This window comes from Oceanospirillum sediminis, assembly GCF_014164585.1.
GTDB classification, from domain to species: Bacteria; Pseudomonadota; Gammaproteobacteria; order Pseudomonadales; family Halomonadaceae; genus Oceanospirillum; species Oceanospirillum sediminis.
In genome coordinates, this window is the sequence record NZ_JACJFM010000014.1 from 19,098 (window position 1) to 34,322 (window position 15,225).

The window sequence follows — 15,225 nt, forward strand, 5'->3', positions numbered from 1 at the left end:
GTAATGATTATGCAGCTGGCCGTCGAAATACGTTTTTACAGAATTATTGCAGCCGCCTGGCGTCATCGCTATCTGCTGGTTATTCCTCCGATAGTGATGCCACTGGTTGGCCTGGTGATCGGTATGATGTCTCCCAGAGTCTATGACAGTCATACCTCTTTTCTGATTCAGGAAAGCGCCAAGCTGAACCCGTTTCTGAAAGATTTATCGGTTGAAACTCATATCCAGCAACGTATTAAAGCGTTGGAAACTCTGCTACACAGCCGACATATCCTGCAACAGGTAGCAGAGGAACAAAAGCTGTATTCCGAAGAGGCAAAACAAGCCGAAAAAGACTGGGTGGTACGTAAATTATCATCCCGTTTAAGTGTTTCTCTGTTTGGCTCAGATCTGGTTCGTATTCAGTATCGCAGCCCGGAAAAAGGCAATATGGCCCCAATTCTGAGTAATGTGCGGGAGGTCTTTATTAATCAGCTACTGGCTCCTGAGCGTAGTTCTGTCAGTAACTCTGAGAAGTTTCTGCTGGAACAACTGGAACGCCAGAGAGAGCTGCTGAATCAGTCAGAACAGGATCTTTCAGTCTTTAAAGCGGAGTTTGCGCTTCAGCTGCCTGGTCTTATGAATAATAACATTACGGAAATCAGCGAGCTTAAACGTCAGATTGCAGAAAAAGAAACCGAGCTGGCAGGGCAAGCGGCGGTGCTGGAAACACTGCACACTCAGCTATTACGAAACAACCCGGTACTGGCCAGTCTGGAGAAAGATATTATTCGCCTGAAAAGTGATCTGGTCAGCCTGCAGGCCAGATATACCGATCAGCACAGCAAGGTGATATCAGCTAACAATCAGCTACAGCGTTTGCAGGATGAGCGCAGAGAGCTGATCAGCCTGACCGAATCGATCAATAGCATTGATGAACTGGAGAGACTGTGGCAGGCCAGTGGTACAGCGCTGCCCTCTCATACGTCGCCTGAACATATTCTTTCAGGACAGGGAACCATTGTTATGGCTCAGCTAGAGGAAGCTGAATCAGCTCGTGCTCGCCATCAGAGAATAGAGCATGAGCTGGGACAACTTAAAAAGCAGCTTAATCAGGTGCTGGCTCTGGTGAATAACAGCGGAGATATTGAACAGACCCTGCTGCGTTTAAACCGAGATCTGGACGTACAACGCAAAGTGTACAGCGAACTGCTGGATCGTTATGAACGCGCCAAAATCACTGGAGCACTGGGTAGCTATGAACAAAGAGACCGTATCAAAATAATTGATAAAGCGTTTGAGCCTTCAGTACCCAGTAATTTACCCGTTGTCGTGTTTGTTGCTGCAGGCCTGGTGGCGGGTATAGGGCTTGGTTCAGGTATCGCCTTGTTAATCGAGCTGACTGATAGCCGTCTGAGATATATCGAAGATGTGCAAAAGTCCGCAGGCGTTCCTGTACTGACGCGGATTCCTTTAGTTAAAGAGAACAGCTACGTGCTGGATCTGAGTGAGTTTGATCTTGATGAAATAACCGATAGCGATACAACCAATAACAATCAGCCTCCGGCGATTGAAGGAGAATTACAATGAAAATAGTACAGGTTGTTCAGCATCTGGCACCCGGCGGCATCGAAACTATGGTGCTTGAGTTACAAAAGGTTTATCAGAAAACAGATGAAGTCATTATCATCAGTCTGGAGGGACACCTGAATGACTCTATGAAGCGCTGGCCCAGATTATATGGACTGAATTGTCAGTTGATATTCTGTAATAAAGCACCGGGACTATCCCCGAAACTGATCTATGACCTGGTCAGCTTATTCAGAAAGATAGCACCGGACGCTGTTCATACTCATCATATTGGCCCTCTGATCTATGCTGGCACCGCTGCCAGGCTGGCCGGTGTTAAACAGGTGGTACATACCGAACATGATGGCTGGCATCTGGAAACCAGTAAAAAACGTCAAAAATTACAGCGTGCAGTATTGGGATTTGTTAAACCCAAATTGGTAGCCGATGCCAGTCATGTGGCTCATATACTGCAAAAATATTTTCCCAGACAACCACTTAATATCATTCTTAATGGTATTGATACCCGTCGTTTCAGACCCGGACGACATATCAAAGCGCGTAAAGAACTTGAGTTACCAGAGCAGAAAATTATCGTGGGCTGTGCTGCGCGTTTAGTGAATGGCAAAGGTCACACCTATCTTCTGGATGCGCTGGCCCGCCTGCCAGGTAATATCCATCTGGCGCTGGCCGGAGATGGTCCAATCCGTTGTGATCTGATGGCTCAGGCCCGTCAGATGGGCATCATGCACAGGGTTCATTTCCTGGGTACGGTAGAAAATATGCCAACATTTTATCATGCGCTGGATCTGTTCTGCCTGCCCTCCGAAGCAGAAGGGCTGCCTCTGTCCCCTCTTGAAGCTCAGGCTTGCGGTGTGCCTGTTCTGATTACCGATACCGGGGGCTGTAAAGAAGCGGTCTGTGCTGAAACCGGGTTACTGGTGCCTCCGAAAGATAGTGACGCTCTGGCACGAGGCGTGCTTAAGCTATTAAAACGCTTCACTCGTGCAAAACAAAAATCTCCCAGAGAGTATGTTCTGAAGCGACATGATCTTTATAAAGTGGCTCGTGATTACCGGATGCTAATGCGTTAAAAGCTTTGTCACTCAGGCATAGTGTATACCGGAAAACACAAAGCAGATCGGACAAATAAGAGGTGCAGACATGGATATTTTCTATACAGAACTCAGCCCGCTTATGGTTATTGCAGGTAGTATTTTTCTGATAGCACTCGGACTCATCGCTTACCATCACTTTGCTTACCCCTTGTTGGTAAGCCGGCTGGCAAGAAGAAAAATTTTAAGAAATCAACCTGTTGCACCTATTCTTTATCCGTTAGACAAAAATGCACATAACTGGCCAGCGGTGACAATTGTAATACCTGTTTATAATGAGCAGGCGCATATTGCAGAAAAAATACGCAACCTGGCTTTATTGGACTATCCATCCGATAAGCTGGAAATCCTGATGATATTTGATGGTTGTACCGACCATTCTTATCTTCTTGCAAAAGACACCCTGGCAGAGCCACTCTGCCAGTCTCTTAATTGCACACTGTTTGACGATCCGATGAACCGGGGCAAATTGCAACAGTTGAATCACCATATCCCGAATTGCAAAACAGACATTGTTGCACTTTCGGATCTATCCGCACTGATCGCTATGGATTCACTTAAACTTGCAGCTCTCTGGTTTGATAAAAAAAGTACTGGTGTTGTTTGCGGTACTTACCGTTTTTTCAATCATGCGGGTCAACAGGAACAAAGCTACTGGCAATACCAATGTGCTATTAAACAGTCCGAGAGTGCTTTAGGCTCTACTCCCGGTGCTCATGGCGCGTTTTATCTGATACGAAAAAACCTGTTTCGCCCTATGCCTGTCGATACCATTAATGATGACTTTTATCTGCCTTGTGACGTGATTCGTCAGGGCTATAAAGTAATCTATGATCCTCGCATTGTGGCACTGGAGCTTGAAAGCAGTTCACTGGAATATGATTTCAAACGTCGTATTCGCATTTCAGCAGGCAATATGCAACAAAGTCTGAGATTAATGGATCTGCTGAAACCAGCCTATGGCACAACGGCCTGGATGTTCTTCTCCTGTAAATGGTTGCGGCCTTTTATTCCATGGTGTTTTGTCGCCTGTATGCTGTCTTCCATCGTACTCAGCCTGCTTAATCCATGGTTTATGATTATTTTATCTGGCCAGATTCTGGGATATGGCCTGGTACTTGCACAACAAGTATTAAAGATGAATAACGCAATACTTGTGAAAATGCATTATCTGATTACAGGTCACTATTTCGGTTTATTAGGCGGTATTTATTATCTGCAGGGGCGTTTTTCCAATAACTGGAAAAAGATCTGAATAGCAGGGACCCCAAAAAAGCAGGGGAAACCCAAAGAGCTGGGAAAAACCGAAAAGCGGGTAAAAACAGAATAGCTGGAATCAGACCGTTAAAATGGTACAGGAGTAATCACTATGAACTCTTTCACTAATTCTCAGAAGACTCAGCCATCAAACCAGAATAATTCGCTATCGGACTATGTTCCACACAATGTTCGCATTGCTAAAAGGCTATTCGATCTGTTCTCAGCGACTTTACTGTTATTGATAACCCTACCGCTATGGCCATTAATTATTCTGGCTATTCGAATAGATTCAAAAGGCCCTGTTTTCTTTGTACAGCAAAGAATCGGAGTAGCAGATGCCGAACAGTTCCATCTGTTCAATATGATAAAATTCCGCACGATGGTAACTGATGCGGAAGTCGCCAGCGGGCCGGTGTGGGCCAGTAAAAATGATCCACGCATTACAAAAACAGGACGTTTCCTACGCAAAACACGACTGGATGAGCTGCCTCAACTGATTAATGTGCTCAAAGGTGAAATGTCTATGATTGGCCCTCGTCCTGAAAGAGCGGGCATTATGGCAAAACTGGAGAGCCAGATCCCTTTGTTTAATGAGCGTATGTATGGCGTTATGCCGGGAATTACCGGGCTGGCTCAGGTCTATCAGGGCTATGATGAAACCATTGAAGATAGCCGCAATAAACTGGGCTATGATCTGGCCTACTCTGTTTCTCTGGTAGGATTGCTCAGCTGGATCAGAATGGATCTGCATATTGCGCTGAAAACAGTATCGGTAGTGATTCTGGGACGAGGGCAGTAACAGCCTGAAAGCACTGCAGGTTTTATTCAACCTGCCTGCAATGAATTTATAAGAAAAGATACCCCACGTTACTCTTGATCAGCTGAACCTGTGTTCAGCTGATTTTTTCGTTTTACTACTGAGGCTTTGCCTATGGTTTTGCATTTTCAGAATACATTTGCCTTCAGCTTTAAGATAGCCGGATCACCTTACTTTGCATATTGCAAAAATCCTGTTTAATCAATAGCTTACGCCAAAACAATTTTTGATAACTTGTTGATTTAAAAAGACTTTAAATAACTGGCCTGTTCTATGCTAAATACCTGACTAAACAACCTGGTTTTTAAGGAGACAGGCCATGTATCATTCTCACTATACCCTGAACGAATTTGAAGTACTGGATATTTCTGGTGAACTGGATTGCGTATCTGTTGCAGAGCACAAAGATCGGATGGAAAACATTCCCGATAAGTTTAAGCGGCATATTATATGTGATCTGAGTAAAGTCACTTTTATGGATTCATCCGGTATCGGTGCACTTGTGTTTCTTTTCAAGCGCTTAAGAGAACAAAATCGTAAGCTGGTTCTGGTAGGATTAACAGGTCAGCCTAAAGAACTGACTACACTGTTAAAAATTAACCGGGCGATTCCTGTGCACAATGATCTGCGAAGCTGCATAGGAGCGTCAGTAGAATGTTAATGATCCCATCGACTTTAAGGGAGTATTGTCATGCCAAGCCTTTTCCGGCCTGTTATCTGTTGTTGCCTCATATCCGTTCTTGCGATGGGTATGACGGCCTGTTCGAGTGTAGAGGAAGGTTATCCCTATGCACCGGACAGAGTGCTGGAAAACAGGGTGGCCGATGCTATACGGATTGCCAACCTGAGAATACAACAACTCAACCTGTCCGGTGGTAGCGAATGTACACCTGGCCGCATCTACCGGATGCAACAACTGGCCAATCGTATCGAAAGAGAGCATCTTACAGGGCTGGACACCGATGCACTGCATAACCTGAGAGTACTGGAACAACAGATTCAGGATACCGAAAACGGTTTACGTTATATTCGTTCCAGCACAACCTGCATTGAAGATCGTCACGACTTGCGCATGAAAGCGATAGCCCCATTGCTGGCAGAGCTATCTGATTTTTCCTTTATTTTTAACAACCATAGCTTACCGGCTGATATCAAAAAGCCCTTACTGGAACTGATTAACTGGCTGAAAAAAAATCCGGTTTATCAGGTGGTCCTGACCGGACATGCCGATTCAGAAGGCACTCAGGAGCATAATTCCCGTCTGGCACTGGAACGGGCCAATACCATCGCTCGTTTTATGCATGAGAAAGGTATTCCCGATTATCAGATCAGAGTCAATGCTCTGGGCGAATTTGAACCTGTTGCCAGTAATCAGATCCCTGTGACTAAAGCCGCTAATCGCCGGGTAGATTTTTCTTTGACACTGCTGATCAATCAGAAATATCGCAGTTATCAAATTAAAAACTGGCCTGCTATGACTGAATTATGGGGAGATGAATAATATGGCACACCTCCCCCGCACTTTTTCAGTCAACAGCTGGCTGGTTTTACTGTTTAGCCTGTTGCTTAGCATCTCTTTATCCGTCAGCGCCAATGAAGATGAACTGATCAATCCGGGTGATACCCTGAAGATCAGTTTTCCTGGTGAAGAAGGCTTTGAACAGCCATTCACGGTGAATCGGGAAGGTTTTATTATTGTGCCAGAAGCAGGACAAATTAATGTCACAGGCTTAACACTGGCAGACACGCTGGCACTGGTACGCAGCCAGTTGTCTCTGACCTATCGTCAGACCGAGCGTATTACCGTTACTCTTCAATCCCGTCGTCTGTTGCTGACTGTTCTGGGCTATGTCAGATCTCCCGGTGAAGTGGATATTCCGGGAAATGGCAATTTACAAATGGCTCTGACAGCGGCCGGTGGCTTAAAGCCCGGCGCTCAACTGGATAAGGTACAGATCAAACGGGGTAATGAAAGCCTGACTCTGGATTACAAACAGTACCTGGACTCCGGTAATACAGACCTGATGCCGGAGCTTAAACCTCTGGATGTAATCTTTGTACCCTCTTCACCATTAACCGGTAATGTAGAAGTTGAGTTTGATGCTCAGAGCCTGCTATCCGGCGGTGATGCGGCGGAGAAAAAGCAATCTGTTCGAATTTTTGGTGAAGTGCATAATCCCGGTATTTTCACCTTTGATGGCGATCAGAATATCGTTGACTTGCTGATGCGGGCCGGTGGCGTAACCCGATTTGCCAGTGTAGAGCAGATTCGCCTGTTGACCGATGGCGACCCTATCCTGTTTGACCTGAAAGGTTATCTGGACAGTGGCAGTAAACAGTCACTGCCTCAGGTCGCACCTGGCACCACTATATTTGTACCTATTCAGGAAGAAGAAGTTAAAAGCGGTAACCGTACCGTGTACGTCATGGGGGAAGTCTTTCGCCCTGGTGCCTACGAAAGCAAAGAAAACGTCACCTTCTTTGATGTACTGGCTAATGCCGGTGGTCCTAACCGTTATGCCAGAACCCGCGAAATACGGGTTATTCGCAGGAACGGAGAGATAGAAAACTTCGATTTGCTGGCGTATACCGAAGGCTTAGGGACTCAGGAGATCCCGTTAATCTTCCCTGGCGATGCTATTTTTGTCCCGGAAAAGAATGATATTAATCAGACCTCCTGGCTGAAAATTGCTCCAGAAAAAGCGATCCATATCGTCGGCGCAGTCACTAATCCGGGACGCTTTGAATGGTCAGATGAAATGACTCTGCTGGATCTGCTGGCCGAAAGCAGTGGCCCTTCTAAAGATGCCGATCTGAGTAAACTGAATATCAAACGCAAAGGCCAGCCCCCTCTTTATTATGACCTGTATGGCTATCTGCACGGCACTAACCCGGTTCCTCTGCCTCAGCTGAAAGGTGCGGACACTGTTGTGATTCCCAGAACACCAGAGCTGCCTTCAGGTAATAAAGCCGTATGGACACGACAGAATACGGAAGAATCTGTTTTTCTGATGGGTGAAATTGGCGTTCCCGGACGTTATCGCTTTACCGGAAAAGAAACCTTCTTTGATGTGCTTGCCGCAGCGAATGGCCCAACTGCACTGGCTGATTTAAGGGCTGTTCGTGTGATCAAACGCAATAGCCCAACGGTCAGAGTGGTCATTATTGACCTGGCACTTTATTTTGAAACGGGTGATCAGTCACTGATTCCGGAACTGGAACCGGGCGATACTATCTTTTTCCCGGATCAGCAGGCGTTGAATTATAAGAACCAATCTGCAAAAACGGTTCGCATTATGGGAGCACTGAATAATCCGGGCCATCATCGCATGACAGAAGAGATGAACCTCATAGATCTGTTAGCCCGTGCTGGCGGTCCGAAAGATGTGGCAGATCTGGAAGATATTTATATCGTTCATAAGGGATGTTGTGGCTCAACGACCGTTCGTTTTGATCTGCAGGAATATCTGGAATCCCCGGAAAGGTACACATTGCCTATCGTCAGACCCGGAGACAGTGTCTATATTCCACCTAAAGGTCAGGGACTGTTCTCGCAGACCCTTACGACACTACAACAAGTCGCAAGTCTGGCGGCTTTGCTAGCTTTGTTGCTCTGATGGCTGAAGGGAACCAGTAAACCACATATTAATTCATGGCATGATATTCGCTTAAAACAAGTACAGGATTAATACATACCTGAATAAGAGTTCATTGCTCCCCTTCAAACATTGGCGGTGGAGCAAGCCAGAGCTTTACGAGGCTGCTTTAGTTCAGGTACTTAACTCCAACGTGTTAAGTAGCGGAGGCTGCCATGAGAACAGCATTACCCGTCCACTATGTTGAAGTGGAGCATATTTATCAGCAGCTGGAAAAAAAGCACTATCGGACTATATCGGTAACAGCCTGTCATGGCCAGAGCGGTACTTCACTGATGGCTTATGCATTGTCAAAACGCTATCAGGCAGATGGTTATAAGGTGTTGCTGGTTGATCTTAACCTTCAGCACCCTGCACTGGATGCCTATCTTGGCTTACCCAGGAAAGCGTGGCAAGCAGATCACAGCAGCTCACAGTGTATTACTGCACCCTCAGCAACAGGCACTCATTTTCTGACGGCCCCTACCGGGAAAACAGCCTCTTTGTCTTTTCGCAATCAATCTGCCATGCACACCACACTGGGCCATTGGCTGGAAGACTATGATCGGGTGATTCTGGATACTTCGCCGCTGAATGCTAAGAATTATCGCAATATCCCTTCTGATACGGTGTGCGGTGAGACTGATGCAACGCTATTGATGATCGCCAGTGGTAAAACAACCCAGAACCAGCTGGAAGAATGTTGCACTGAACTTCAGGAGGTTAAAGCTAACCTGGTGGGATGTATTATGAATGACCAGCATCATCCAACGCTGGCTGCAGAGCTGATCAGAGAAACCAAACGTCTGAAATGGCTCCCCCCTGTTGCCAGAAAACTCCGTTCGATCATTGATAACTCATCATTCCTGAACCTTAAAGTCTGACTTTTATACATTTTGTCTACAATCCGAGCGACGACCAGAACTAAAAAAAGCCCGGTTCAATCGAGAACAGGGCTTTATCAATAACTGATAACAAGGTGGACTTCAGAGCAAGTAAAAAACCATTTTTGATTACTGCTTTGTTAAACCTTAACGTCCTGCTACCAGTTTACATTTTGACTCAGATAGGGGTCGGAAGGCTTTATCAGCAGGAATCGTGCGCAGAATCCTGAACAGATCCCAGTCATTACCAGACTCAGATGGTTTTTTCACTTCGGCCAGATACATATCATGAATCATACGGCCATCATCACGAATCTGCCCATTAGTCGCAAAGAAGTCATTAATCGGAGTCTTCTTCATATGGGCCAGTACTGTCTGCGATTCATCGGTACCGGTTGCTTTTACTGCATTCAGATAATGCATAGTTGATGAGTAGATGCCTGCATGAACCATAGACGGCATAACGCCGGTTCTGGCTTTAAACTTCTCAGACCAGCTGCGGGTTTCCGGTGTTCTGTCCCAGTAAAAGCCGGTGGTTAACTGCAAACCTTGTGTGGTTTCCAGCCCCAGACTCTTTACGTCGTGAAGAAATACCAAAAGACCCGCCAGCTTCTGACCAGAAGCCACGACACCGAACTCTTTAGCCGTTTTAAGAGCATTCACCGTATCACCACCAGCGTTAGCCAGTCCGATAATTTTGGCTCCGGATGCCTGAGCCTGCAGGATAAAGGATGAGAAATCATTAGTGGCTAACGGGTGACGAACCGTCCCGACAACCTTACCGCCACTCTTTTTCACAACCGAGGATACATCCCCTTCCATTGCATGGCCAAAGGCGTAATCTGCGGTCAGGAAGAACCAGGAATCCCCTCCCTCTTTTACTACAGCCTCTCCGGTTCCGTGCGCCAGTGCATAGGTATCATAAACGTAGTGAACGGTATTCGGTGTGCAATACTGGTTGGTAATGGATGAGGATGCTGAACCGGACACAATAGACAACTTGTTTTTGGACTCAACAACTTTATTAACCGCAATCGTTACAGCGGACGATACCATACCAGCAACCAGATCGATGTTATCTGTATCGATCCACTGACGGACTTTGTTCGCACCAATATCGGGTTTGTTCTGGTCGTCGGCAGCAATAATGGTAATTTTCTTACCGTTAATACTTCCACCCATATCCTCAATCGCCATACGGGCAGCCTCTAATCCATTAGGGCCAGCCAGCGGGCTATAAGTTCCTGACATATCAGCAATATAGCCAATACGGATCTCATCATCTGAGATACCTGCTGCCAGTGCAGACCCGGTTCCGGCATAAGCCAGACCTGCCATGACCGCACCTGCCAGTGCTTTTTTCGCAAATGAAGCGGTACGTTTTACACCAGCAAGTGAAGTGTTTGTTTTGTGGCTCATAGAGTTTCTTACCTTTTTGTTGTTGTTTTCGACACTGCAAAGTGCCTTGTAAGATGACTGCAGGTATCTTCTTAATATGGATACCTTTTACAGCCTGGTTTCTGGCCTTTTCTATTACAAATATCCGACTAAAACTGATCGATTATTCCTGCACAAAGCACTTCGACCTGGCTATAGCCGTTTATCCCGAAAAGTTATTTGCTTCCGAAAGTATTACGCACTCTGGGCAAACGTTTCTCTGAGATTTCGTTTTAGCAGTTTACCTGCTGTATTTTTAGGCAACTGATCAACAAAGCGAATATGTTTAGGCACTTTGAACGCTGCCAGATTTTCTTTCGCATGATGAATCAGCGCCTCTTCATCGGGCGACTGATCCGGCTTCAGTACAACAACTGCAGTGATGGCTTCGATCCACTTATCATCTGGCAAACCAATAACCGCGACTTCGGCAATCGCCGGATGAGTATACAGAGCTTCTTCAACATCACGACTGGCAACCAGTACACCACCGGTGTTAACCACATCTTTAATCCGATCAACGATATAAATAAAGCCTTCTTCATCCTGATAACCCAGATCTCCGGAGTGGAACCAGCCACCCGCAAAAGCGTCTTCAGTTTCTGTCGGTTTGTCCCAGTAGCCCACCAGTAAATGAGGAGACTGATGAACCAGTTCACCATGCTCCCCTGGCTGGCATTCATCACCTGTTACCGGATCAACAATACGAGTATGCACGGTAGGCACGGCTTTACCCGCTGAACTCGGGCGATCCGCATGTTCTTCCGGGCGTAGCACCGTTGCCAGAGGTGCAATCTCACTTTGCCCGTAACAGTTGTACAGTCCTGACTCCGGCAGACGCACACCCAGTTCATGGACAATCGGTTCAGGCATAATGGAGGCACCGTAATAGATTTTTTCCAGATGCTGTAGTTCAGCATCGACAAAATCATCATGACGCAATAAAGCGATCCAGACAGTAGGCGGAGCAAAGAAAGCATTCAGTTTATGCTCTTTCAGCAGATGCAGAATGCTATTGGGCAACGGAGTATCAATCAGATAAGTAAAGCCGCCATTTAATAGTGCTGGCATGGTAAAGGCATGCATCTGCGCAGAGTGATAAAGCGGCAAAGCGGCCAGGCTCCGGTCTGATGTATCAATATCCAGACAGTTAATGCAGCTGGCATACTCGTTAATAAAAGACCGGTGCGTATGCATCGCACCTTTAGGATCAGACGTGGTGCCTGAAGTATAAAGAATCTGAACCACATCGGTATCAGACAATTCCAGGTCTGGCTCGGAGCTATCTCCCTCCCCCATAGCCAGCGTCAGAATATCCAGTTGTTTGTTACTGCCCGTGTCCGCAATAAGCTGTTCGCTATCGCCAGAATGCAGGCTGCCATGAATGTCGATGCCTGTTTCCTGATACACCTCATCCACATGATTTTTCAGCGTCAGATCAGCAAACAGAGCTTTAGCGCCGGATTGATTCAGAATATAAACCAGCTCGCCTTTAACCAGAGCAAAATTAACCGGCACATGAATCAGTCCTGCGCGACAGCAGGCCAGCCATAAAATCAGATAAGCATCAGAGTTTTTGCCATAAGCCGCGACTCTGTCACCTTTTTCCAGTCCCAGTGCGACCAGATGATTGGCCACTTTATTTACCGCCAGATCCAGCTGACGGAAAGTCCAGCTACGATTGCCATATTGCAGTGCGGTTTTATTATTATATTTCACGGCAGCCCGCCCAAAAGCATCACCGATCGTATTCCGGGTTGCTCTTGCAATCATTTTACGGTTTTCTTCGGTTAAACTTCCCTTGATGGTTGTCATACACACCTCTTAAAAACTTTGTTGTTGTTATTTTTGTTTCTGTATTGCCCGATAATGAGCAGACTTTAATAAAGCAAATTCGTATAGTTATTGCTTTAAAGCCAAAGGCGCTGGAGTGGCTCCTTACATCAGAGTCATCCTCAGTAAATAACGTCAGAGATTCAGTAACAATGTCCGAAAAGGTCATCTTTACTGATCCTAACGGCCATTTTTATCCTTCAGCCTTTGTCAGATCACTTGCACACAGTATTGTCTGATCAACTGTCTGACAGTTTCAGCAACATCAATCAATTCTGTAACGGTCGGCCTTTATCCAGAAAATAACGCATACGTTCTAAAGCACCGGGATGCTGAATTAACGCCAGATTGCATAGCCTCTCTGCATCGTAAAAATTCTGATACCCGTTTTCATCCGCTGCCGAATTCAGCAGTTTTAACAACGATTGCTCCAGAACCTGTTGATAGCCCTCTTCAGCCATTGTCAGCTGATCTTCGGTAACAGGAGTCAGAGGTAAAGCCTGTTCAGAGGAGGCAGAAAGAGTCTGAGCAGATCCGGATTCATCCTGACCTCTTTCAGCGTCTTGCGGATCTGCAAGCATCTGTTGATTCAGCCTGATCGCCCGCTGCAAAGCATCTTCCAGCAACCGATCCGGATTCATGGTGATGCCATCACCCGCTCTGAGAATGCCGAGGGCTTTCGCTTCATGGGCTGAAGCCGTTACCCTGGCATCCCGAATCAATGAAAAGGTTGCTTTAATCGCCTGATCTGGCCCTGATACTGCACAAGTTCTGGCCAGTAGATGTTTGCAGCCTCCCCAGCCCGGCACGATACCAACCAGATTTTCGACCAGACCCAGGTGACTCTCGGCTACAGCCTGGATGCCATGACAATGCAACGCCAGTTCAAGCCCACCGCCCAGAGCTTTGCCAGACATAGCTGCAACAACCGGGATAGAAGCCGTTTCAATTCGGTAAAACAGCGCTTGCCCCCGACGGATATACCGATCAATGCCATCAGCCTGTTCAGTCAGTTTCAGGAATGCTTTCAGATCCGCTCCGGCGATAAATACCGGCCCCTGGCTGAATATAACCAGCGGTTGTTGCTGCTCAAGCGCATGATTCAGCGCCTGCTCGATATCATCCAGCAAACCCTCGCTTAAAGGATTAATTCTGTCTGTCAGCTGTAAACAAAGTAATGTCGGCGTTGAAGTGTCGCCTTCGGCGTGAATGAACTCTTGTGAATCCAGTTGCCAGAGTCTGGAGCGATCAGATTGCATAATAACGGCATCATCAGGGAGTTGTGCCAGAGTGAAAGGCCTGCGGCTGATATCCGCTAATTGATCATCGCCAGAAGGCCCGTCATTCACTGAATACGTTATATCGGTCTGAGCAATCCCTGAATGGATCTGGCTATCCGTATCAGCAATCTGACTGAGAGGCCCACGCTGGCTCTGTTGCAACCAGAGATTCAGAGTTTCTGCGCCAATTTTCTGAATCATCTCAAAAGGACCAAAGCGCCAGTTATAGCCCAGCTTCATAGCCAGATCGACCGATGACGGATCAGCCGTGACGTCTGGCACCAGTTGAGAAGCATAGCTCAGCATTCGACTAAGTACACTGCGGGCGTAAGCCGTGCCTTTATCCTGTTGATCCGGCTCACCTGCAATATTCAACAGACGATAGAAGTCTCCTGTTCTGATCTGACTGCCCAGCAGAGCCGTCGGCTGGAGTTCACGGTATTCAACCGAATGCAGATCCAGTACCTGACGAACCTTCTGGCCGCTATCATCCTTAAACTGACGATAAAAACCCTGCAGCACCTTGCCTTTACGGCCGGAGTAACCCTTTGCCAGCATCTGACTAATAACAGGATCACCTTTTTCCAGGCCGGAAAAATCATCACTGTCGGGCAACAACCTGGCCAGACTGGCCGACACTTCTGGCATCAGATCAATACCACACAGATCCCATAAGCCAAAGATTCCGGTTTTCGGGAAACCACAGGCCTGCATAATGGCATCAGCGTCCTCTACCGTCAGATCAAAACGAATCGCTTCCTGCAGCGCCAGTTGCATCCAGAACACACCCAACCGGTTCGCGATAAATCCAGGACGATCCGCACAGCGAATAACGGATTTCCCCATCTGATAATCGTTAAAACGCTCTACTGCCAGAGCAACTTCGTCTTTCGTGTGTTCCCCGGTCACCAGTTCCAGCAGAGGCATATAGCGAGGCGGATTAAAGTAATGGCTGACCACAAAGTGCTGACAAAAACTCTCTGGCATACCTTCGGTCAGCTTTGCCAGAGGAATAGTCGAGGTATTAGATGATACGATGGCATGAGGTGCGCGTACCGTTTCTATTCGCTTATACAGGGCCTGTTTAACGGCCAGATCCTCAACAATAACCTCAATAATCCAGTCATAACCGGCCAGGCGATGAAAATCATCCTCAGTGTTACCGGTTTCGATCTGATCGGCTACTGAGGGATGCATTAAGCCACCAGTGCAGCCCTGTCGGATAAAACGTTCAATAGCACCGTTAGCGATAGCATTGCGCTGCTCATAACTGGCTGTTGCAGCCAGATTATCCGGCACACGGTCCAGCAACAGAACTTTAGCTCCGCCATTAGCAGCCTGAGCTGCAATACCCGCACCCATCACTCCGGCACCGATCACGGCCACACGGTTAATCGCAATAGTCATATAAAGCTC

General features: G+C 46.9%; 11 protein-coding genes. 8 read left to right on the forward strand and 3 right to left on the reverse strand.

Annotation, left to right across the window (positions count from 1 at the left end):
- Positions 1-9: 9 nt before the first annotated feature.
- From H4O21_RS12055 to H4O21_RS12090, 8 genes are all read left to right on the forward strand, one after another.
- Complete coding sequence (locus H4O21_RS12055; RefSeq protein ID WP_182809122.1) at positions 10-1,569, forward strand: GumC family protein; 1,560 nt, start codon at positions 10-12, stop codon at positions 1,567-1,569.
- Positions 1,566-2,642, forward strand: a complete 1,077-nt coding sequence (locus H4O21_RS12060; protein ID WP_182809123.1) for a glycosyltransferase — start codon at positions 1,566-1,568, stop codon at positions 2,640-2,642. The genes H4O21_RS12055 and H4O21_RS12060 overlap by 4 nt, the downstream gene beginning before the upstream one ends.
- Positions 2,643-2,712: 70 nt before the next feature.
- Entirely contained in the window at positions 2,713-3,918 is a 1,206-nt protein-coding gene (locus H4O21_RS12065) for a glycosyltransferase family 2 protein (RefSeq protein ID WP_182809124.1), read from the forward strand.
- A 114-nt stretch (positions 3,919-4,032) separates the two neighbouring features.
- Positions 4,033-4,722, forward strand: coding sequence for a sugar transferase (locus tag H4O21_RS12070; RefSeq protein WP_182809125.1), 690 nt, complete (start codon positions 4,033-4,035; stop codon positions 4,720-4,722).
- Between the two features lie 337 nt (positions 4,723-5,059).
- A complete protein-coding gene (locus H4O21_RS12075) occupies positions 5,060-5,401 on the forward strand; it encodes an STAS domain-containing protein (protein WP_182809126.1) in 342 nt (113 codons plus the stop codon).
- Between the two features lie 90 nt (positions 5,402-5,491).
- On the forward strand, positions 5,492-6,241 hold the full coding sequence (locus tag H4O21_RS12080; RefSeq protein WP_182809127.1) for an OmpA family protein: 750 nt from the start codon (positions 5,492-5,494) through the stop codon (positions 6,239-6,241).
- Position 6,242: 1 nt separating this feature from the next.
- Positions 6,243-8,357: a polysaccharide biosynthesis/export family protein gene (locus H4O21_RS12085; RefSeq protein WP_182809128.1), complete on the forward strand. Its 2,115-nt coding sequence runs from the start codon at positions 6,243-6,245 to the stop codon at positions 8,355-8,357.
- Positions 8,358-8,551: 194 nt separating this feature from the next.
- Positions 8,552-9,259: a P-loop NTPase family protein gene (locus H4O21_RS12090; protein WP_182809129.1), complete on the forward strand. Its 708-nt coding sequence runs from the start codon at positions 8,552-8,554 to the stop codon at positions 9,257-9,259.
- Positions 9,260-9,406: 147 nt separating this feature from the next.
- Here the strand turns inward: H4O21_RS12090 and H4O21_RS12095 are convergent, their stop codons facing one another.
- From H4O21_RS12095 to H4O21_RS12105, 3 genes are all read right to left on the reverse strand, one after another.
- Positions 9,407-10,678: an ABC transporter substrate-binding protein gene (locus tag H4O21_RS12095; RefSeq protein WP_370463926.1), complete on the reverse strand. Its 1,272-nt coding sequence runs from the start codon at positions 10,676-10,678 to the stop codon at positions 9,407-9,409.
- A 213-nt stretch (positions 10,679-10,891) separates the two neighbouring features.
- Complete coding sequence (locus tag H4O21_RS12100) at positions 10,892-12,511, reverse strand: fatty acyl-CoA synthetase (protein ID WP_255487284.1); 1,620 nt, start codon at positions 12,509-12,511, stop codon at positions 10,892-10,894.
- A 287-nt stretch (positions 12,512-12,798) separates the two neighbouring features.
- On the reverse strand, positions 12,799-15,216 hold the full coding sequence (locus H4O21_RS12105; RefSeq protein WP_182809130.1) for a 3-hydroxyacyl-CoA dehydrogenase/enoyl-CoA hydratase family protein: 2,418 nt from the start codon (positions 15,214-15,216) through the stop codon (positions 12,799-12,801).
- Between the last annotated feature and the right edge of the window lie 9 nt (positions 15,217-15,225).